This is a genomic window from Streptomyces sp. NPDC006365 (assembly GCF_042870755.1).
Lineage (GTDB): Bacteria > Actinomycetota > Actinomycetes > Streptomycetales > Streptomycetaceae > Streptomyces > Streptomyces xiangluensis.
Genome location: NZ_JBIAHS010000021.1, coordinates 57,687 through 76,910 on the forward strand (window position 1 = coordinate 57,687; position 19,224 = coordinate 76,910).

Sequence of the window (19,224 nt, forward strand, 5' to 3'; positions counted from 1 at the left end):
ACGGTCTTGACCGTCCTCACCGCACTGACCCTCGTCACTACGACAGCCGCGACGAGCCAGGCGGCCGAGCCGCCCGCGATGGCGAAAGCCTCGTCCACCACCAAGTCTGCAGCGCCCAGTGCGGAGACCATCGAGACCAGCAAGTTCGCGGCCGGCTCCGGTGAGGACTGCACCGCCACCGCGCCGGGCTCCAAGGAGCGCCGCGCGGGTGCCGTCGAGTCCTGTGTGACGGTCACCGCCGCCCCCGCGAAGGCGAAGACCCGCGCGGCCGGCGCCGCTCCTGCCGCCGCCGCTCCTGCCGCCTCCGCAGCAGCAGCCGCCGCGGGAAGCTGCGGCATCACCGGCCCCGGCAACTACGGCTACGAGCGCTTCTCGTACTGCGTGAACGGCATCAACGTCACCTACATCCTCCGCGACAGCAAGGGCGTGGAGATCGGACGCGGCGTCCTGGAGGTCTCCGCCGGCGGTGACCTCTCGCCGACGGCCACGACCTGGAGCGAGCAGGTCTCCGTCACCATGACCAGCGCCGTCGGCGATGTCACCGCGCTGAACGCCAAGTTCCGCGCCTCGTGCGACGCCGGCTGCAGGGCCACCAAGACCGCCCCCTGGTTCGGCGGCAACATCACCCTCGGCCAGACCCTGACCGGAAGCGTCACCTACTCCTCGCCCCAGACGACGGGCTCCTCCGCCTCCTTCTACACGGCCTATGCGATGTACGTGACGTCCCCTGGCGCGACGGCGACCGACCCGAACGCGTCGTGGAAGAACTCGCGTCAGATCAGGTGCGACGACGCGGTCGGCGGGTCGTCGGTGGCGGGTTGTGCCGTCCCCTCCGTCATGGCCGTCGTTCCGATGAAGGCGACGAGCGGGGACGCGGGCGGCGCCGTGGCCGCCTACGGCTGGGCGCAGAAGAACCTCAACGGCGCCTGGGGCAAGAAGGGCAGCCCGCTGACCCGGTCGACCAGCGGCGTGGCCGGCCGCACCGCCAGTACTTGCGGGGGCTTCGTGGCGCAGCCGGAACTCGTCGACGCGGACAGTTGCGGCGACTTCCCCTTCGGCGAGGCGAAGGAGGGCGGTGCCGCCGGCGGCCGGTGCGTTGAGGTGATCCCCAACCTCGGCAACGGGGAATGGGACACCTACATCCTGAACGACGCCCGTGTCGTGGACCCCGCCTCACCCTGCGTGCAGGCCCATGTCACGCCCACCGAGAAGCAGTTCGCCGACACACAGCTCGCCGACGGCTTCAAGGACCAGCGGGTGATCGACGGCGACGAGTTCGAGCTGCCGGTCTCGACGCCGGACACCGGACCGCAGGCCAGCTGCCTGAACGACCCCTCGCCGATCAACTCGATTCCCAACGGTGACGGCTGGTTCAAGAACACCACCGAGCCGGTTCCGCTCGTCAACCAGAGCGACCCGGCGGGCGGGCCCGGACTGCGGCCTACCCAGGCGCAGGCATGCCTGGGGCGGAAGACCGGCGGGGGGAAGGGAACCAGCGGTCCCATCACCGGCTGGACGGACGCGGAGGCGTTCAAGAAGGCGAACAACGTCACCTCCGGGCTGTCCCGGTGTCATCTCATCGCGAGCGTCCTCGGCGGACAGGGTACGAGTGCGCTCACTCGGCCCAACCTCGTCCCCTGCTGGCAGGCCGGGATGAACACGGGCACGCCCAGCATGCGGACCTACGAGACTATTGCGCAGAAAATGATCAAGGAGCCCGGCTCCGGTCTTGGAACGAACGACGCGGTCTTCTACCAGGTGACACCCGTTTACAAGGACGCGAACAGCACCATCCCCATGGGCGTCACGATGAGCGCTAGCATCGAACGGGCGAACGGGACGACCGAGGAACTGTTCCCCAACGTCTACGTCACCAACACCTACGAGAACACCGGGTTGCTCAACCTCGGTAACTGATCACAGCCAATTCGCGCCATCGGGAGCCAGCGTGAGTTTCACCACCCCACCGCGGCCGTTCGACGTGGCGGCGCTCTTCCCTGAACTGGCCCCGCTGGCGCGGACGGCGACCCGGCTGCACCCGCGGCCAGGGGCGCCGACGGTGCACGACAGCTCCGTCGGCGGGCCGCTGCTGTGGCCCGCCGACAAGCCGTGGCCGTACTGCGACGAGGCGCACGACAGGCGCGCGGCGCCGGTGGTCCACTCACCGGACGACGTCCGGCTCCTCCGCCGCGTCTGGACCGCATCGGCCGAGCGGCTGCACCTCGACCCCGAGGCACCCGAGTGGACCCCCGAGGAACTGGAGACCTTGGAGCGGATCAAGGCGGGCCGCCCGTGGTTCGACGGCCCGATCCCCCTCCTCCCCGTCGCCCAGCTCTACGCCCGCGACATCCCCTTCCCGCGGCCGCCCGACGCGGACCTCCTCCAGGTCCTGTGGTGCCCCTTCGACCACGCGGAACACGCCTCCCCCAGGACCGCACTCTTCTGGCGCTCCTCCGCCACCGTCACCGAACTCCTCGACGCTCCGCCCGAGCCGCCGATCGTCCAGCTCGGCTACTACCTCCCGGAGCCGTGCCTGCTCTCACCGGAGCAGGTCACCGAGTACCCCAACCCCCTGGAGCTGGACAAAGAGCTTAGGGACCAGCTGGACGACATGAGCCGCTGGGAGACGATCGACCCCGCGCTGTACAACACATACGCGTACGACCCGGGCGAGCTCTACCTGAACAATCTCTGCCACGCTCCCGGCTGGAAGACCGGCGGCTGGACCCGCTGGGACCCCACCGACCCCATACCCCGCCCCTGCCCCGAGTGCGGCACCGAGGAGGTCCCGCTCCTCACCATCGCCTCCACGGAATGGGACGGCGGCACCGGGACCTGGATCCCCGAGGAGGAACGGACGGACCCGGTCCCGCCCCCCCTGGGCGCCCGGGACGGCAACTTCACCTTGATCGACATCGTCGGCGGCCACAACCTGCAGCTCCACGCCTGCCCGGCCGACCCGTCCCACCCTCACATCGAGCTGGTCCAGTGACCGGCACGCCAGGAGCCGGCAGGAGTTTCACCACCCCACCGCGGCCGGTCGACGTGGCGGCGCTCTTCCCTGAACTGGCCCCGCTGGCGCGGACGGCGACCCGGCTGCACCCGCGGCCAGGGGCGCCGACGGCGCACGACAGCTCCGTCGGCGGGCCGCTCCTGTGGCCCGCCGACAAGCCGTGGCCGCACTGCGAAGAACCGCACGAGAAGGGCGCGACGACCGTGGCCCTCTCCCCGGACGACATCCGGCTCCTTCGCCGTAACCAGGCAGCTATCACAAGCCGGCGGCACCTCGGCCACCCGGCGTCCCTGCCCACGCCCGACGAACTGGCAACCTCGAAGCGGATCCGACAGGGCCGCCCTTGGCCCGAGGGCCCGATCCCCCTCCTGCCCGTGGCCCAGCTGTACGCCCGCGACGTCCCTCTCCCGACGAGTCCGCCCGGGGCCGATCTCCTCCAGGTCCTGTGGTGCCCCTTCGACCACCCGACCCACCCCCGCACCGTCCTCCGCTGGCGCTCCGCCGCCACCGTCACCGACGTACTCGACACGCCCCCCGAGCCGCCTGCGATCAAGTCTCAGGGCTATCTTCCGGAGCCGTCCCTGCTCGCACCCGAACAGGTCACGGAGTACCCCAACTTCATGGAGCTGGACAAGGAGCTGCAACAGCAGCTGGCCGATCCGAGCCGGTGGCAGGGGGCCGGAGCCGCGCTGGACGGATCCTGCTCCACCGCTCCGGAGGTGTTCTACCGCAACTGCCTCTCCATTGCGCCCGGTTGGAAAGTCGGCGGGTGGCCATTCTGGGGATCCACCGATCCCCTACCTCGGCTGTGCCCTGCATGCAGCATTGAAATGGACCCGCTGCTGACCATCGCGACCTTCGAATGGGACGACGACACTCGCAGTTGGAGCCCAGAGGCAGAGCAAGCCCGTCCCAGGCCGTCCGCCGCGGAGACTGATTCGGAAACCCAAGCCGTGGTCGACTTCTTCCGGGCTCAAGGCATCGCCGTGCACGACCGAGGTCGCGTTGGCCGGACCCACGCCGCACCGCCTGTCCCCGACCTGGCCCCTCGGCAACCGACAGCAGTCCAGATCGGTCGCGGCGGCCGACAGCAGCTCTACATTTGCCCGCTGTCGTCGGATCACCCCCATCTTGAGCTGATGCAGTAGCCGGTCGGCCTCCGCCTCACGCTGCCTGCGCCGTTCCATTCGGCTTCCAATCGACACCGCATTCCCTATCCGCCAGGCATCGGGACGCCACCAGCACGAATCCGGTTGGGAGTTTCGGTGAGCGCCATTATCGAGCGAGAGGACGGATCAGTGGGGAACTGATCCCGCCCTCCGCAGCCTGTTCGTGCCCTCGGGAGCCGACATGAGTTTCACCACCCCGCCGAGACCACTCGACGTGACCGCGCTCTTCCCTCAACTGGCCCCGCTGGCACGGACGGCGACCCGGCTGCACCCGCGGCCAGGGGCGCCGACGGTGCACGACAGCTCCGTCGGCGGGCCGCTCCTGTGGCCCGCCGACGAGCCGTGGCCGTACTGCGACGAGCCGCACGACCGGCACGCGGCGCCGGTGGTCCACTCCCCGGACGACGTCCGGATCCTCCGTCACGACCGCGCCGCAGCGGCCGAGCGGCGGCGCCTCGACCCCGAGGCACCCCAGTGGACTCCGGAGGAACGGGCGACCTGGGAGCGGCTCTCGGACCGCCCGTGGTTCGACGGCCCGATCCCCCTCCTCCCCGTCGCCCAGCTCTACGCTCGCGACATTCCCTTCCCGTGCCTGCCCGACGCGGACCTCCTCCAGGTCCTGTGGTGCCCCTTCGACCACGCGCAACACGCCTCCCCCAGGACCGCCATCTTCTGGCGCTCCTCGACCACCGTCACCGAAGTTCTCGATGCACCGCCCGAGCCGCCCATCGTCCAGCGGGACTGCTACCTCCCGGAGCCGTGCCTGTTCTCACCGGAGCAGGTCACCGAGTACCCCAACCCCTCGGAGCTGGACAGGGAACATCAGGACCAGCTGGACGACATGAGCCGCTGGGAGACGATCGACCCCGCGCGGTACAACACATACGCGTACGACCCGGGCGAGCTCTACCTGAACAACCTCTCCACCGCCCCCGGCTGGAAGACCGGCGGCTGGACCCGCTGGAGCCCCACCGACCCCATACCCCGCCCCTGCCCCGAGTGCGGCACCGAGGAGGTCCCGCTCCTCACCATCGCCTCCACGGAATGGGACGGCGGCAGCGAGACCTGGATCCCCGAGGAGGAACGGACGAACCCGACCCCGCTTCCCCTGGGCACCCAGGCCGGCGATTTCACCGAGATCGGCATCGTCGGCGACAACAACCTCCAGCTCCACGCCTGCCCGGCCGACCCGTCCCACCCTCACATCGAGCTGATCCAGTGACCGGCACGCCAGGAGCCGGCAGGAGTTTCACCACCCCACCGCGGCCACTCGACGTGAACGCGCTCTTCCCTCAACTGGCCCCGCTGGCGCGGACGGCGACCCGGCTGCACCCGCGGCCGGGCTCACCGACGGGGCGCGACAGCTCCGTCGGCGGGCCGCTCCTGTGGCCCGCCGACGAGCCGTGGCCGCACTGTGATGGACCGCACGTGTGGGACCACGTAAACCCCGCCGTGTCACCGGACAACGTTCGACTGCAGCGCCGCAACCGGTCGGCGATAGCAAGTCGGCGGTACCTCGGCAGACACGATCCGGCAGACGGCGCTGGTACACAGGACGGAGTCAGAACATGACGGCAGACGCGCTCGACTGGGCGGTGGACCATATTTGTGTCACCTTCACCCGGGGCCTGGAACCTGCCGAGGTGTTCACCCGCTACGGCGCCGACCCAGCCCGCTCCCGGTTGCTCGATGCGGACGCCGCATTCGACCTGCCCACGGGTCAATTCGCCGCCGGAACGGTGTCGCTCCTACGCTCCGGAAGGCTCGGCGAGTGGACGTTCTGCGTCGAGGAGAACGGCGTCATCGGCTCCTGGCCCGAACCCCTCGCCGCACTGTCCCGAGGCACCGAGACCTACAGCGTCCTGTCCACCGAGGGGCTTGCCGTCTTCCAGCACTGGCGCGACGGCGAGTGCTTGGAGAACTTCGAACCCGGCCTGGAACACCCCCGGCCCGGACATCCCAGCCCTTGGTGGGACAGAGCCCAGGAAGCCCTGAGCGAGCATGGGGACTCCGGAATGGCCCCCGTGGTCGCCCTCGTCCTCGACCACCTCGGCGTCACCCTGGACGACGCCACCCTGGCCGCCCCCTGGCCTACCCTGACCCTGGCCGAGGACGACGCCCCGTCCGCACCGCGCGGTGATTCCTACGCGGGCGAGGGCCCTGTCCCGCCGGGCGCCATCGAAATCTTGTAGGCACACGTCCGGGCGTCCTACGACGCCAATGCACTGACCGGGAAGGTCCGCCGGGTTGGCAATTGGAACGTCCGGATGAGCGGTGACGTCCGTTCCGACCGCTGGAGGTGTGGTGGCTGAGCCTGTGCGGGTGCGCAGACTGACCGACCAGGAGGGGCAGAAGCTCCAGCAGGTCGTGCGCCGGGGATTCACCTCGCTGTGGCCGAGGCCGTCCGGAGCGACCTCGCAGCCCGCCTGCGCATCATCCGGCCGCTCTGCCCCGACCACCGCACCGGCACCCACCCAAACGCGGTCTCGGACCGGTCGGTGTGGTGGTGCACGCCCAGGGCCCCTGTGAGCGAACCGCTGTGCTGACGGCCGCCCGGCGGATCCGTACGGGCCTCAGGACATGCTGCCCCGGCACACCGTCCCCACGGCCGGGGTGCGGCCCGTGCGGAGGTATTTGTCGACCGCCTTCGTGACGCAGCGGTTCTGCGGGTATGTGCCGTGGCCCTCCTCCTCGGCCGTCAGGAGCACGCCGACACCGTCGCCCAGGGCGCGGGCCATGTGGCGGGCGCCGGGATATGGGGTGGTCGGGTCGCCGGTGCCGCCGACCACCAGGACGGGGGCCGCGCCGTCGGCGTTCACCTGGGGCGTGGCGCGCTCGCCGTCGAACGGCCAGTCGTAACAGAGGTAGACGCCGGTGGACCAGGCCGCGCCGAAGACAGGTGAGGCGGCTTTGATGCGGGCCTGGTCTCTGTCGAGGCGTTCGGAGCCAGGGCGCAGGCTGGAGTCCGCGCAGGTGATCGCGACTAGGGCGACGCGGCTGTTGTCGCGCGGGGCCGGCGCGCGGTCGGCGGAGCCGGCGTCGTCCTCGCCCTTGCTCAGCGGACCGCCGTCGTTGTGGTCGATCAGCGCGGTGAGAGCCTTGGCGAGCGGCGCCCAGCCGTCTGTGCCGAGGTCGAGATGGTCGCCAACGGTGAGCGCGAGGTCGTCGGCGTCGAGGTTTTTTCCGCCGCCGGCCGGGGCGGGCTTTTTCTCCAGGCGGTCGGCCAGGCGCGCCATGCGTCGCGCGGCCTCCTCGGGCCCATCGCCGGTCGGGCAGTGGCGGATACGGGCCGCGCAGTGCGCAGCGAACCGGTCGAACGCGGCCTGGACCGCCTTGGCCTGCGACACCTTCGCCTCGTTGAGGTCCTTGGTCGGATCGACGGGCGCTTCGAGGACGAGCCGTCCGACGTGCGAGGGGTACAGGTGGGCGTAGACCGCGCCGAGCGTCGTTCCGTACGAGACGCCGAAGTAGTGCAGCCGCTCGTCGCCGAGGAGGTAGCGCATCAGGTCGAGGTCGCGCGCGGTGTGCGAGGTGCCGATGTACGGGAGGAGCGCCCCGGAGTGCTCGGCGCAGGCGTCGGTCCCGTCGTAGCCGGTGTCGTCCGCGGTCTTCCCGCAGCGCACGGGGATGGTCGCGCCAACGCCGCGCGGGTCGAAGGAGACCAGGTCGTAGCGGTCGAGGAGCGGCTTGTACTGGTTGAGGTATTCGGGCAGTCCACTCACGCCGGACTCGCCGGGGCCGCCGAAGTTGAGGACGAGTGAGCCGATGCGCCGGGCGTTCGGGCCGGTGGCCTTGCGGCGGATCAGGGCGACTTCGATCGTCCTGCCGTCTGGTTTCCGGTAGTCGAGGGGGGTCTTCATGGTGGCGCAGTCGTAGCCCGTGCGCGCGGTGGGCGGCGAGGTGCAGCGGGACCAGCGGAGGTGCTGGCCGGTGGTGAGCGCGGTGGGCAGACCGGCGGGCGGGTTGTTCGCGGTGAACTCCGTACGCGGCTCCGTACGCGGCTCCGCACTCCGGCCGGGAGCGTCGCGCTGGAGCCAGGCGCCGACGGCCCCGATCGCGGCGAGGACGACCCCGGCGATGATCAGCGCACCGGCCGAGAGGCCCGGTCTACGGCTTCGTATCGGATGTGCGTCACTCATTGAAATCCCCGCGCTCCCGCCCCTGGACGCCCGCCCCGTGCCCGCATGCCCGTGTTCGTGATCGTCCGATCGTCGGAGTGCAGCGTACAAGCCGTCTCTGACAGCAGCTCAGCTCTTGGCGTCACGGATCCCCAACCCGGTGAACGTATGCGGTCACAGCACTAACCACTGACATCGAACGGGCGAATGGGACGACCGAGGAGCTGTTCCCCAACGTCTATGTCCCCAACACCAAGGGAAACACCGGGTTGCTCAACCTCGGCAACGGATCACAGCAAGTTCGCGCCCTCGGGAGCCGGCATGAGTTGTCCCGGAGTGTGCGGCGGGCGGCGCGGCGATGCAGGACGAGCGGACGGCGCACGACGAGCGGTGGAACGCTCGTCGCGACGGTCCGTCAGTTCTTCGGCCCCGTCGGCCCCGTCGTCGCCTTGGCGCAGAGGTACGGACGTGCGAGCAGCAGGCCGGTGCCCGTGATGGTGATGCCGAAGTAGACCGGCGCCAGGTGGATGAAGTCCGTGTAGTGGATCGCGGTGTGCACCACGAGAGCCGGCAGGAAGCCGGCGGATGCCGCCGCTGAGGCCAGGGTCCAGAACACCCAGGCCTCTCCCCGCCGCCAGCGGCGTACCGACGAAATGGGGCTGTGTGGGTGACGAAACGCAGTCCGTCGTCGGCCGGGCGATTGGGCTGACGCCGATCCCACCGAAGGCGGCTCCCGTGTGCGGGAACTTCTGCGTATCTGCGCGGGATACACGCCCTGCTGGACTTGCTGGCCCACCATGCCAGCGCATTGCGTCGGTGGCCCTGTCGCCCATGTGTATCGACGCGTAGTACCGCTGGCGAGCTTCCTTGACGTCCTCCGGGAAGGCGTCCACCAGGCCGAAGTCGGTGATCGAGTTGCGATGTAGCTGCCCTCAACGCCCAGTTCCGGGCTTCCTGCGGGACCGGCTGCACGGCCACGAAGACCGCGCCCTGGTACGGCGGCGACCTCACCGTCGGCCAGACCCTCACCGGTAACGTCACCTACTCCTCGTCCCCCACCGCAGGCGGAGTCGCCCAATTCACCACTGGCTACAAGATGTACGTGACGTCTCCGGGTGCCACGGCTGTCGACCCGAACGCCTCCTGGGACAACCCCCGTGAGATCCGGTGCGACAACCAGCTGGGCCCCAACCCCGGCTGCGTGGTGCCGAGCATCCGGGCCACCTTCGAGTTCTCACTCGCGGAGTTCGGCGGTGCCGGGGCAACCTACGGGTGGACCCAGAACACACTGCGTAGCGGAGCACCCCTGACGCGTGACCCGAGCAAGACCACGGCCGACACCCGACGTGAATACACCTGCGGCAATCTGAGCATCGACCCCTTCGTCTACATGGACGACGTGGTTCCCAACGATTCGTGCAACGAGTTTCCCTTCGCCCTCTCCTACGAAGGAGGAACCAACGGCGCATTTTGCGCTGACATCGTCCCGAAGTACGAGAACGGCCAGTGGATAGCTCGACGGTATCTGTACGGCGCAGGGCCTTACCTTCGTCCCGATCGAGCTGCTCTTGGAGCCGTACGACGGGCCGTCCCTCGCGGATGAGGAGATCCCCGCCGAGATACTGGCGGCGTTCGCGGACGACGGCGAAGAGGAGGACGAGGAGCCGGAGCTGCCGCTGGCCTGGTGGGACCGGTACTTCCAGTACATGTAAGGCGCCGCAACGACCTCAGACAACTCGTCCTGATCGTTCACCCCAGGAGTGTGCAGATTCCCGCACCCGGAATTCCCCGCGGCGGGGTTCCGGATGCGGGCACGCGCTGCTGTACGCGGACGGAGTCGTGTCCCAACTCGGCATGGACCCCTCGGCGCACGCACTAGCTCGTGCGATCGAGGGCCTTGGGTGCCGAGGGGTTGGTCTCGGTCACGGTCGGGCGCTCGTAGCGGCTGGGGAAGGGGAAGTAGGTTTCGAGGAAGTGGTGGAGTTCCTCGGTGATGCGTTGTTGCTGGTCGGCGGGGGTGTTGACGTCGTTGAGGCAGAAGAAGTCGAAGCGGCGGGTCTGTAGCAGTTCGGCCATCTTCTCGGCGGCGTCGGGCTTGGCGACGTCGATGTACCGGAGCTTGTAGCCGGCGGGGACGGCTCGGCCGGTCAGGTAGGCGTGGTGGTGGTGCAGGGTGGCGCCCATGGCGATGTCGGTGACGGAGCGGAAGCGGGAGCGGCTGGTGTGCTGGACGTTCTCGGCGTAGCGCTGCTCGATCTCCCGCATCACGGATCGGATCTGGGGGTGCGGGGTGTGCATGAACTTGTTGACGATGAAGCGGCCGTGTTCCTTCTGGAGGAGGGAACGGACGTTCTTCCCTGCGGAGTTGGGGGCGGGCTCGTCGGGATGCGGGGCGCCGAGGCCGAACTGGAAGCCGGAGAAGGGGAGCTTGGCGATGCCGTTGCCGTGGAAGAAGTGGCCCGCGGTGACAGGGCCTCCGAGGAAGACGTCGTCGTTGAAGTAGAGGTAGTGCTCGGACAGACCGTCGATGTGGTGGAGCTGGGTGCCGATGGCGTGGGAGTTGAAGATCGGCAGGGCGTCGGGGTTGGTGAAGATCTCCTTGTGGTCGACGACCCTGATGCCAAGGGCGGAAGTGTCGAGCCAGGTGGGGGTCTGGCCGTCGGTGACGATGTAGACGTTCCGAATGAACGGGGCGTACATCTCCAGCGAGCGGAGTGAGTACTTCAGTTCGTCGTGGCTCGTGTACCGGGAGGCGCCGGTCTCGCGGGCGTGGATGCGCCTGACGGCGGTGGAACCGGTGCGGTGTGCCTCGCGCTTGGCGGCCAGTTCGGGGTCGTCGCCGTCGACCCAGGTGTAGACGATGTCGACGGGGAAGTCGACGGTTTCGATGGTGGGTTGGAACAGGTCGCGGAACGTGGGGTGAGGGCGGCCGGCTATCTCGCGAGTGGCAGGTATCCGGGCGTCGGCGGGTACGGCCTCGGCGATGGCGTTGGGGCGGGGCGCGACGAGGGCGCCGGGCAGGGCGGCGTCGGGCGTCTGGGTGCGCAGGGTCGTCAGACGCTCGGCGGCTCGTTCGGCCTTGGCAGGGTCGTCGGCGGCTTCCCGGGCGGCGAGCAGGGCGTCGCCGTCCTGCCAGAACTCGACGTCGCAGCCCTGGGAGAAACCCGAGAGGACCTGCTCGGCCGGACCCAGTTGGAGCTCGGCGAAGCGGATCACGCTCTGGCGCTTGAGGGCCGTGGGCAGGGAGCCGTCGGCGTACAGGACGGCGGAGGCAGGCCAGAGATCGTTGCCGGGCTTGACCGCGTAGAGGGGAGCCGTCGGGTAGAGGGCGCGCAGCGCGGTCAGGAACGCTTTGCGGTCGGCCAGGCGGACGCCGACCACGTGGCGCAGTACGGAGCGGCCGGGGACCAGGAAGTAGTCCAGCCCGGCGTGGTCCAAGGCGTCGGTGACGAGGTGCAGGTTGCGGGCGCGTGCGGCCTCGGCGGTGTACGAGCTGACCGTGCGGCCGTAGTACGTGCGGCCCTCGGCGGTGATTGCGGCGATGGCCGGGTCGGCGGCGAGCATGGCCGCCCGCAGGGCCGCGATCTTCTCCTCCTTGGCCCGCTGGGTCCTGGCCTCGCGCCGAGCCCTCTCGGCGGCCTCGGCCTGGCGCTGCTCCTCTTCGCGGCGTTCGCGGATGCGGCGGGGGAGGAGGCGCTCGGTGGCGGCGGATAAGGAGATGGGCATCGCGGTATCCAGCTCTCTCCGGTCGAGGGGGGTGCGGACCGGCGGTGTGAGGATGGAGGCAGACCTCATGGCTCAGGTGGGGTGGGCGGTCTGCAAAGGGAAAAGCAGGGATCGAAGAGAAGCCGGGGAGGCGGGGAGACAGACGGGTCAGACGGGTCTGACGTGAGCCTCGGCCCAGGAGAGGATCTTTTCCGGCATTCCGGGGATGGCCGGCAGGACGCCGCCGTGGGCGGAGCTGTCTTCCAGGCGCTCCGCCGCCGCGCTTGTCGCCGGGCTCCGTGAGAGCGCACCGGCCACCGGTGCGGCCACGGCCGGCACAGACGTCCACAGTCTTCTCACAGGCTCACGCCTCTCCAATCTGATGTGGGCAGGCGTGACGGGTAGCCCTCACTGAGGGCGGGAGGTCCATGAACCACCTGCGGGACCACAGTGAAGGAAGTGTGAACTCGAGGTCATGACTCCGTCAAGAAGACTTTGAGTGAAAAGTCTGAATTTGGCTTTCAAATTCCTGAAAATGGTTAATCTAATTTCTTATTGCATTTTGGGGTCGTCTCTTCCCTGGATGGCGTCGGAGGACGGACTACAGGGCGGGCTCAGCGCAGGCCGTCTGTGCTACACAACACTCCGCGTCCAGGTGAGGCAGCGCACAAGTCAGGCTCCGCTCCTCGGGCCTGGCGCATGGAACGAGACGAAGTGGGACCCTTTGGCGAGTTCGATCAGAGAGGCCATCTGTTGGAGTGGCCCTGCGGTCGTCATTCTCTTCACGATCGGGCGGGCCGAATCCCGCTTGGAGGAGGGCGAGTTCGACGTCTCCGGCATACGTCCGGACGAGGTCGGGCTCCATGAGATGTCCTCTGAGCCCAGGGAGTGGCAGGCGGTCGTCCGAGAGTACGACCTTACCTTCGAGGAAGGTCGCCTGGACGACCCGGATTTCCCCGCCTATCTGCGGGAGTGCCTGCGGAAAGCGTCTGCGCGCGCGGAGGGAATCGCGTGGTTGACGTTCGAGGGAGCCTTTCATTTCGACCACCTTTTCACGGACGACATCGCGGACCAGATCTACGGTTACTGCGTGGCAGGGGACGAGCCTGTGGTCACCTGGGATCGCGAGATCATGAAGAGTGATCGATGGAAGGGTGAAGTCAGGGGAGTTCGATCCGTTCTGGATGTCGCTTTTACTTCCCCGGAATGGAGGTGTGTCTTCCCGATGGATGAGGAACAGATCTGCCGCGGGATCCTTGAAGAGGGCCTCGACGACTGGGTTCCGGTGGACCGGCTGGTTGGCCTTGCCAGGGAACTCTCCGAGCGGCGCGATGTGAGCCATCGCGACGTCAGCGAGAAGGTCCTCGCTCACTTGCTGCGCGATAGTCTGGCCAACGTGGGCGACCTGGGAGAGAACAGATTCGAGGCATGGTCCGACGACGCGGACGGCGCGGTGCGGAGAGTCATCCACGCCCTTGACGAAGTCGGGTGGGAGCCTGCAGGAAATGTCTGCTGGCTCGCAAACACACCGGCAGGCGACCGTGAGGCCGCAGACCGTCAGGTGATTTGATGCGCATGCTGTACCGCGACTTCAACGCGAACGACTTGAGAGGGTCGACGGTTGCGGACTACCTCGTGAACATCGAGGCCTTCTTCGAGGTGGTCGACGGACGTGAAGTGATCTACTCGGAGCCCTGCTTTCCCGTGGCGGAACTTGCTCGCGAGCTGGCTCGCTGGCTGCAGCTGGGCGAGTCGCGAGCTCCGGACTTCCACTTCTCCTCGCTCTCCTTCGAGGATCCGGGCGCGGTAGTGATTCTCCGCGGAGAATCAGGATGGACGGTCGGGTCCATGTTCACGCCGGAGGTGAAAACTGCTCCCATTCCATGGGACGGACTCGTCACCTGTAAGGGAGATTTCATCTCGGATGTGTGGCGGGACGTACAAGGCCTCGGCATCAGCCCGGATTTCCTGGACCCGTAGAGGGCTGATCGAAAGCGGAAATGGCCTTTCGCGCCGCTTTGATCGCTTCGGAGTTGCGCTGATGCGTCCATCCGACCACGGCCCGTACCGACCACGGAAAAATGTGACAGTGCCCCCCGGAAGTGTCACATCTCCGCAGCTCACCTACCCACCACCGGCCGTCAGCGGCTTGGCTGTCCCGGAACGTCACCTCCGCGCGGCGGTTCTTGCGTCGGGTCTCAAGCCGCGTCGGTGTGATGCCCTGTGAAGGTCACTTGAGTGTCGTCGCTGTCGAGGGCGATGTTCAGGGTGGCGTCCAGGGCTGTGGCGAGCTTGGCGAGGAGAGGCAGTGTCGGGACGGTGTCGGAGCCCTCGATGCGGGAGGTCTTCGCCTGGGTGAGGCCCGCTCGGGCGGCCAGTTCAGCCTGAGTGAGCCCGAGTTCGGTGCGCCGGTCGTACACAGCCTGGGCCAGTGCCGTGGACAGCCGGATCTCACGACGGGCCTCTGCCACGTCTTCCGGCTCAGTGAAGCCCTCGGCGAGCTTGCGCTCGCGCAGGGTCTTCCAGCGACTGTGGCTCATTGCTCCACCTCTCCTTCCTCGGCGATAGGGATGAACTCCTCGTGGGCCGGACCATGTTCGGCCTCGCAGATCTTCTGCGCGAACTTGGCGCGCCTGACCTCGGCGTCCTCCCGCATTCTCGTCTTGCGGAAGACGGTCAGCAGGACGGCGGTACGGCAACGTCGCGGATCCCTCTTCAGCTCGATTCAGTCGCCCTTCGGGAACGTCACCTCCACACGGCGGTTCTTGCGGCGGCCCTGTTCCGAGGTGTTGTCGGCGATGGGGTAGTCCTCGCTGTAGCCGCGTACCTCGAAGGTGACGTCGGGGCCCAATCCGGCGGCCGCCAGCTCGTCGTGCACCACCTCGGCCCTGTTCTTGGAGAGGGTCACCCCGTGGGCGTACGAGCCGAGGTTGTCCGTGAAGCCGAAGACGCGGACCTTCGTCGCCTTCTGGGCCTTGATCTCCTCCGCGATCGCCTGGATACGTGAGCGGGCCTCAGGGTTCAGTTTCGAGCTGTCCTTGGGGAACAGCACCTCCGCCTGCAGCGCGAACGTCACATCCTCGTTCGTGTCCTCGCGGCGTTCCTCGCCGCCGAGGTCCTCGACCACCGACTTGATGTCCAGTACGCGTGCGGGCGCGAGCGTCGCGCCGTCGGCGAGCTTCAGACCGGGGCTGTTGGCGTCCACCTCCGGTGGTTGGGAGGTGGTGACGCTGCCCGGGGGTTCGCTGGGACCGCCTTCGTCGGCGTACCCGGGGGTGAGGGGGGTCATGAAGACGAGGGCGGTGAGGGTGGTGGCGGTGATCGCCGTGGCACGGAGGGGTGAGGGGAGGGGCATGGTTACTCGCCCTCGGTGAGTTCGAAGGAGGCGGGTGGCATGGAGCCGACCTGGAAGTCGAGCTTGGTGGTGCCTTCAGGCGGGGCGGGGAACTGAGCGAACCACTCCGTGGTGTCGCCCGACCTCACGCCGCCGGTGAACCTGGTGCACAGGCAGCGCCCCTCTGTGTCGCGAAGGACGAGGTACCTCTTCTTGCCCGTCTGGTCGATGAGACTCGCGCCGGCGATGGACCCGCCGTTCTTGACCAGTTCGCTCTCGTCGCCCCGCCAGTCAGCGGCCACCCACGGCTTGCCGCTGCCGTTCGTCACGGTTCCTTCGACGGTGACGAAGCCGCCCTCGTCCCGGGTGGCCGATGTGACAGCCAAGGTCAGACCGCCCCCCTTGACCTCGGCCAACACCTGCTCCGGGGAAGGAGCTTGGGATTCCTGCTTGTCGTCGCTTCCTTCGTTCTTCGCAGGCGACGAAGACGAAGCGTTCTTGTCCGGATCGTCGCCGTCGTCTCCCCCGCCGCATCCGGCCACCGTGAGGACCAGCCCAGTCGTGATCGCCACCGCGGTCAGTACCGTGCGGCCCTTCATGGTGTGCCGAAGATTCATTGGTCCGGCTTCCTTTCACTCGACCAGATACACAGAGAACAGCACGGACGCGTCGGGAAGGTCGTCCAAAACGAAATCTTCGGGGTCGATGTCGATGGGTTGGCCGTCGCAGTCAAGCTGAACGAGGTCCAGGGGGTCCTCGGGCACATCGAAGTCACAGCGCGGTTCGATGACGGCCGTGGCCCGGGCTGTCGCCTCCTGCGTCTCCGTGCCTGGGATAATCGAGTCTCCGACCGTGTAGTTGGTCTGGATCTCCACCTGGTATCCGGGGAAGCCGTTCACCTCTGTGGGCAGGGCACCGCCCTGGAGGGTCGAGTCGTTCGCGTCGGCCAGCTGTTGAGCTGCGGCCGTGGCTCCGGCACCCGTGGCCTCATCCGGGTTTAGCCAGTCCAGCCAGTTGTCGTCCACCCCGATGGCGCCCTCCAGGCCCTCCATCAGCTCATCCCGATCCGCCTGTGCAGCCGCCAACGCAGCAGCGTCCGCCGCGGATTGAGCTCCATTCCGCGCGGACGCTGCCTGGGCAAACGCGAAGAGTGCGAACGCGGCAAAGAGCAGAATCCCCGTCAGCCAGATGTAGATCGGGAGAGTCTGCCCTCGGTCGCCGAAGTGTCGCCGGGCTATCAGCCTCCGACGACGTTGGTCACCGCTTCCAGGATCGCTCCCGAGATCAACCCGTCCAAGCCCAGCCCGTCGATCAACGTAAAGATCCCCGCAATCAAAATCATCAGCCCCGCATACTCCACGAAACCCGCCCCGCGATCCCGCTCGCTCCCCCGCATCCGGGAGACAACGGTCCGCCTCCACGTCCCGAGCCCGCGCTTGACGCCGTGCATCGACATCTTCGCCACCATGGCCGCTGTCCTCCCACCCAACAACACCACTACCGTCCCGCGCACCGTACGTGACACCCCGCCCACTCCGGGTGGGCCCAGGGACCCAACTTCCCGACATCGGAGTCATCGGTTCCACCCCCCGTGAGCCGTACCCAGCCAATAAGCGATCGCTTCGCTGCGCGACGAACTGTGCAGCTTTGCGAAGATGCGGTTGATGTGGTTCTTGACGGTCTTCTCGCTGATGAAGCAGGTGGCGGCGATCTGGCGGTTGTTCATGCCGGCCGCGATGAGATCCATGACCTCCACCTCCCGTGAACTCAGTCCGAAATCCCGTGCGTTGCGGTCGCGGCCATGAAGTCCCGCCGCATAGGCGGACCGGGCCGTTGACGACTGTGCCACAACAGGTTGCAGCTGCGAAGAGAATTCGTTCGGTTCGTACGAAACGCTGAGCGATTCCGAGACACATTCCGATACAGACCGCGGGACAGCCGACTTTGAGACAGCCGCGTGCGAGACGACCGCCGCGGCTGACGCCGTGAACGTAGGCCTGCGGTCCCTCAAGTCCCGTACCGCCGTGATCAGTTCCTCGGCCGTGAACTCGCCGTGGACCAGATAACCGACCGCACCCAGGCGCAACGCCTCCGCCACCACCTCGGGTTCACGGCTGTACGTCAGCATCATCACCGGCGCCAGGCGCGCCAGCGCGGGCAGCGCGGTCAGGCCGTCGGTGCCGGGCATGCGTACGTCCAGCAGAACCACGTCGGGGCGGGCGCGGGACGCGGACGCCTGCGCCTCCGCTCCGTTCGCCGCCTGCGCGACGACCCGGATGTCCGGATGGGCGTCGAGCAAGGCCGCGAGACCCGCCCGGACGACCGGGTTGTCGTCGGCAACGAGCACTCGTAAGGGCGGGCCGGGAAGTGCCTGGTCAGGCATGTGCGGCCTCCTCTTGGGGGGTGTGTGAGGGAGGGGCGGGCAGCGGGGTGCCCGGCGTTCTCAGGGGGAGGTCCACCTTGACCTCCGTGCCTCCGTGCTCGCCTCGGCGCAGCTGGATGCCCGCGCCAATCGATGTCGCGCGCTCCAGCATTCCCAGCAGACCGAAGTGGCCGGATTTCGCCAGCTGTTGTACGTCATCGAGGGATACGGACGTGCCGGTTCCGTCGTCTCGTACGGTCAGGTGCAGTGTCGAGGCGTCGGCGTCGGCGTCGGCTTCGGCTTCGGCTTCGGCTTCGGCTTCGGCTTCGGCTTCGGCTTCGGCTTCGGCTTCGGCTTCGGCTTCGAGGGTTACCTCCACCCCCGTCGCGCCGGTCGCGTGCCGGTGTGTGTTCTCCAGTGCCTCCGAGAGGATGGCGAGGAGTTGGTGGTGTGCTCCGGGAGGGAGTACGAGGGTGGGGGCTGCCCTGTAGGCGAGGGCGGCCCTGATGCCCGTACGGGATGCGAAGTCGTCCACCCGTGCCGTCAGTTCCGTTCTCAGGTCTGTGGGTGGGCTCGACAGGGCTGTGTGGTGGCGGAGGTCCGTCAGGACGTCGCGGGACTCCGCCGCCGCGCGGCGGGCCGCGCTCGCCACCGTCGCCGCCTGGTCCTTCAGCACACGCGGATCCGTGGCGTGATCGGCGGAGACCGCGAGCGCCTCCGCCGCCAGGGCCAGGCCGTGCAGGGTCTTGGCCACCGAGTCGTGCATCTCGCGGGCGAGCCTGGCCCGTTCGGACTCGACGGCCTCCGCCACCGCCAGCCGCGAGTTGGCCTCCGCGAGCGCCTGGCTGGCCGTACCGAAGTGGAACATCAGATTGCGCAGGGTTACGCCGATGATGCCGGCCGCGATGCAGAAGCCGGCGATGAGAAGGGTGCTGGCGCCGGTGCCGGGGCGGTGTTCCCAGGCCCTGAACACCGTGAGCAGGACGACGAGTTGGAGGCCGGTGAAGATACCGGAGCCGCGCCAGCCGTACAGCAGGCCGGAGAGCAGCGGGGTGCAGACAGCCGCGTAGGCGAGAGGGGAGGCCGGGGACGCGGTCAGCAGGAGTATCGCGCCGAAGATCAGGTCCACCGCCATGAGGGTGGGGTGGGCGAGGAGGCGCGGGGCGAAACGGTCCCAGTCCCTGAGCATGGCGTACGAGCCCATGACGCCGAGGACTGCTGCCGCGAGTACTCCGTAGCGGGGTGGGCCGTCCGTCGCGTTGGCCATCGCGAAGGGGGCGCCGATCGCGATCAGCGTCAGGCGGACGGCGAACGCCTGGCGGCACAGGGCCTGTAGGGCGTTGAGCTGGAGGCGGACGCTGGGCGCTGCCGCGTCCTCTGCGAAGTAGCCTGCGGCTCGCTTGGCAGGGGGGACAGTTTGGACATTGCGGGTCCGTTGTGGCTTGTCGCGCAGTTCCTCGCGCCCCTGATAAGGCGAGGCAGCCTGGAAGCCGCGGGCCGTCCGTGGCTGGGCGCGCAGTTCC

The 19,224-nt window shown here is 68.3% G+C and carries 19 protein-coding genes and 2 pseudogenes; 10 read left to right on the forward strand and 11 right to left on the reverse strand.

Features of this window, described 5'->3' with window-relative positions; genetic code table 11:
• The first annotated feature begins 6 nt into the window (after positions 1-6).
• The 6 genes and pseudogenes from ACFYO0_RS38440 to ACFYO0_RS38465 all read left to right on the forward strand — a co-directional run bounded on the left by ACFYO0_RS38440 (position 7) and on the right by ACFYO0_RS38465 (position 6,374).
• Entirely contained in the window at positions 7-1,917 is a 1,911-nt protein-coding gene (locus tag ACFYO0_RS38440) for a DNA/RNA non-specific endonuclease (protein WP_388685763.1), read from the forward strand.
• A 31-nt stretch (positions 1,918-1,948) separates the two neighbouring features.
• Positions 1,949-2,992 (forward strand): hypothetical protein, encoded by a 1,044-nt coding sequence (locus ACFYO0_RS38445; protein WP_388685765.1) that lies wholly within the window; start codon positions 1,949-1,951, stop codon positions 2,990-2,992.
• Entirely contained in the window at positions 2,989-4,161 is a 1,173-nt protein-coding gene (locus ACFYO0_RS38450; protein ID WP_388685767.1) for a hypothetical protein, read from the forward strand. The genes ACFYO0_RS38445 and ACFYO0_RS38450 overlap by 4 nt, the downstream gene beginning before the upstream one ends.
• Before the next feature lie 202 nt (positions 4,162-4,363).
• The gene (locus ACFYO0_RS38455) at positions 4,364-5,404 is read left to right on the forward strand and encodes a hypothetical protein (RefSeq protein ID WP_388685770.1); all 1,041 of its coding nucleotides are present in this window, start codon (positions 4,364-4,366) and stop codon (positions 5,402-5,404) included.
• A pseudogene (locus tag ACFYO0_RS38460) lies at positions 5,401-5,611 on the forward strand (hypothetical protein); the annotation flags it as partial. The gene ACFYO0_RS38455 and the pseudogene ACFYO0_RS38460, both read left to right, overlap by 4 nt.
• A gap of 139 nt (positions 5,612-5,750) precedes the next feature.
• Positions 5,751-6,374 (forward strand): DUF6461 domain-containing protein, encoded by a 624-nt coding sequence (locus ACFYO0_RS38465; protein ID WP_388685772.1) that lies wholly within the window; start codon positions 5,751-5,753, stop codon positions 6,372-6,374.
• Positions 6,375-6,755: 381 nt separating this feature from the next.
• On the opposite strand, the gene ACFYO0_RS38470 is transcribed toward ACFYO0_RS38465, so the two are convergent.
• A complete protein-coding gene (locus ACFYO0_RS38470) occupies positions 6,756-8,321 on the reverse strand; it encodes an alpha/beta hydrolase (RefSeq protein ID WP_388685774.1) in 1,566 nt (521 codons plus the stop codon).
• Between the two features lie 394 nt (positions 8,322-8,715).
• On the reverse strand, positions 8,716-8,916 hold the full coding sequence (locus ACFYO0_RS38475) for a hypothetical protein (protein ID WP_388685776.1): 201 nt from the start codon (positions 8,914-8,916) through the stop codon (positions 8,716-8,718).
• Between the two features lie 486 nt (positions 8,917-9,402).
• On the opposite strand from ACFYO0_RS38475, the gene ACFYO0_RS38480 reads away from it, so the two are divergent.
• Both ACFYO0_RS38480 and ACFYO0_RS38485 read left to right on the forward strand, forming a co-directional pair.
• A complete protein-coding gene (locus ACFYO0_RS38480; protein WP_388685778.1) occupies positions 9,403-9,903 on the forward strand; it encodes a hypothetical protein in 501 nt (166 codons plus the stop codon).
• Positions 9,869-10,012 carry a hypothetical protein gene (locus ACFYO0_RS38485; RefSeq protein WP_388685780.1) on the forward strand — a complete coding sequence of 48 codons (144 nt, stop codon included), beginning with the start codon at positions 9,869-9,871 and terminating at the stop codon, positions 10,010-10,012. The genes ACFYO0_RS38480 and ACFYO0_RS38485 overlap by 35 nt, the downstream gene beginning before the upstream one ends.
• A 163-nt stretch (positions 10,013-10,175) precedes the next feature.
• Here the strand turns inward: ACFYO0_RS38485 and ACFYO0_RS38490 are convergent, their stop codons facing one another.
• Entirely contained in the window at positions 10,176-12,026 is a 1,851-nt protein-coding gene (locus ACFYO0_RS38490) for a stealth family protein (protein WP_388685783.1), read from the reverse strand.
• A 703-nt stretch (positions 12,027-12,729) separates the two neighbouring features.
• On the opposite strand from ACFYO0_RS38490, the gene ACFYO0_RS38495 reads away from it, so the two are divergent.
• Positions 12,730-13,575: a hypothetical protein gene (locus ACFYO0_RS38495; RefSeq protein ID WP_388685784.1), complete on the forward strand. Its 846-nt coding sequence runs from the start codon at positions 12,730-12,732 to the stop codon at positions 13,573-13,575.
• 5 nt (positions 13,576-13,580) lie between these two features.
• Positions 13,581-13,985, forward strand: coding sequence for a hypothetical protein (locus tag ACFYO0_RS38500; protein ID WP_388685787.1), 405 nt, complete (start codon positions 13,581-13,583; stop codon positions 13,983-13,985).
• Positions 13,986-14,203: 218 nt separating this feature from the next.
• Here the strand turns inward: ACFYO0_RS38500 and ACFYO0_RS38505 are convergent, their stop codons facing one another.
• From ACFYO0_RS38505 to ACFYO0_RS38540, 8 genes and pseudogenes are all read right to left on the reverse strand, one after another.
• Complete coding sequence (locus ACFYO0_RS38505; RefSeq protein WP_388685789.1) at positions 14,204-14,545, reverse strand: helix-turn-helix domain-containing protein; 342 nt, start codon at positions 14,543-14,545, stop codon at positions 14,204-14,206.
• Positions 14,542-14,700 (reverse strand): annotated as a pseudogene (locus ACFYO0_RS38510) (type II toxin-antitoxin system RelE/ParE family toxin); the annotation flags it as partial. The pseudogene ACFYO0_RS38510 and the gene ACFYO0_RS38505, both read right to left, overlap by 4 nt.
• A 30-nt stretch (positions 14,701-14,730) precedes the next feature.
• On the reverse strand, positions 14,731-15,360 hold the full coding sequence (locus ACFYO0_RS38515; protein ID WP_388685792.1) for an OmpA family protein: 630 nt from the start codon (positions 15,358-15,360) through the stop codon (positions 14,731-14,733).
• 2 nt (positions 15,361-15,362) lie between these two features.
• Entirely contained in the window at positions 15,363-15,956 is a 594-nt protein-coding gene (locus ACFYO0_RS38520; protein ID WP_388685794.1) for a hypothetical protein, read from the reverse strand.
• A 15-nt stretch (positions 15,957-15,971) separates the two neighbouring features.
• Positions 15,972-16,580 carry a pilus assembly protein TadG-related protein gene (locus ACFYO0_RS38525; protein ID WP_388685984.1) on the reverse strand — a complete coding sequence of 203 codons (609 nt, stop codon included), beginning with the start codon at positions 16,578-16,580 and terminating at the stop codon, positions 15,972-15,974.
• The gene (locus ACFYO0_RS38530) at positions 16,577-16,807 is read right to left on the reverse strand and encodes a hypothetical protein (protein ID WP_388686006.1); all 231 of its coding nucleotides are present in this window, start codon (positions 16,805-16,807) and stop codon (positions 16,577-16,579) included. The genes ACFYO0_RS38525 and ACFYO0_RS38530 overlap by 4 nt, the downstream gene beginning before the upstream one ends.
• Before the next feature lie 105 nt (positions 16,808-16,912).
• The gene (locus ACFYO0_RS38535; RefSeq protein ID WP_388685796.1) at positions 16,913-17,722 is read right to left on the reverse strand and encodes a response regulator; all 810 of its coding nucleotides are present in this window, start codon (positions 17,720-17,722) and stop codon (positions 16,913-16,915) included.
• The gene (locus tag ACFYO0_RS38540) at positions 17,715-19,154 is read right to left on the reverse strand and encodes a sensor histidine kinase (RefSeq protein WP_388685986.1); all 1,440 of its coding nucleotides are present in this window, start codon (positions 19,152-19,154) and stop codon (positions 17,715-17,717) included. The genes ACFYO0_RS38535 and ACFYO0_RS38540 overlap by 8 nt, the downstream gene beginning before the upstream one ends.
• Positions 19,155-19,224: the final 70 nt, after the last annotated feature.

Coding starts and splice junctions, on each gene's coding strand:
- ACFYO0_RS38520 (WP_388685794.1), bottom strand. CDS start 15,956: ATGAATCTTCGGCACACCATGAAGGGCCGCACGGTACTGACCGCGGTG.
- ACFYO0_RS38490 (WP_388685783.1), bottom strand. CDS start 12,026: ATGCCCATCTCCTTATCCGCCGCCACCGAGCGCCTCCTCCCCCGCCGC.
- ACFYO0_RS38500 (WP_388685787.1), top strand. CDS start 13,581: ATGCTGTACCGCGACTTCAACGCGAACGACTTGAGAGGGTCGACGGTT.
- ACFYO0_RS38530 (WP_388686006.1), bottom strand. CDS start 16,807: ATGGTGGCGAAGATGTCGATGCACGGCGTCAAGCGCGGGCTCGGGACG.
- ACFYO0_RS38535 (WP_388685796.1), bottom strand. CDS start 17,722: ATGCCTGACCAGGCACTTCCCGGCCCGCCCTTACGAGTGCTCGTTGCC.
- ACFYO0_RS38465 (WP_388685772.1), top strand. CDS start 5,751: ATGACGGCAGACGCGCTCGACTGGGCGGTGGACCATATTTGTGTCACC.
- ACFYO0_RS38505 (WP_388685789.1), bottom strand. CDS start 14,545: ATGAGCCACAGTCGCTGGAAGACCCTGCGCGAGCGCAAGCTCGCCGAG.
- ACFYO0_RS38470 (WP_388685774.1), bottom strand. CDS start 8,321: ATGAGTGACGCACATCCGATACGAAGCCGTAGACCGGGCCTCTCGGCC.
- ACFYO0_RS38455 (WP_388685770.1), top strand. CDS start 4,364: ATGAGTTTCACCACCCCGCCGAGACCACTCGACGTGACCGCGCTCTTC.
- ACFYO0_RS38515 (WP_388685792.1), bottom strand. CDS start 15,360: ATGCCCCTCCCCTCACCCCTCCGTGCCACGGCGATCACCGCCACCACC.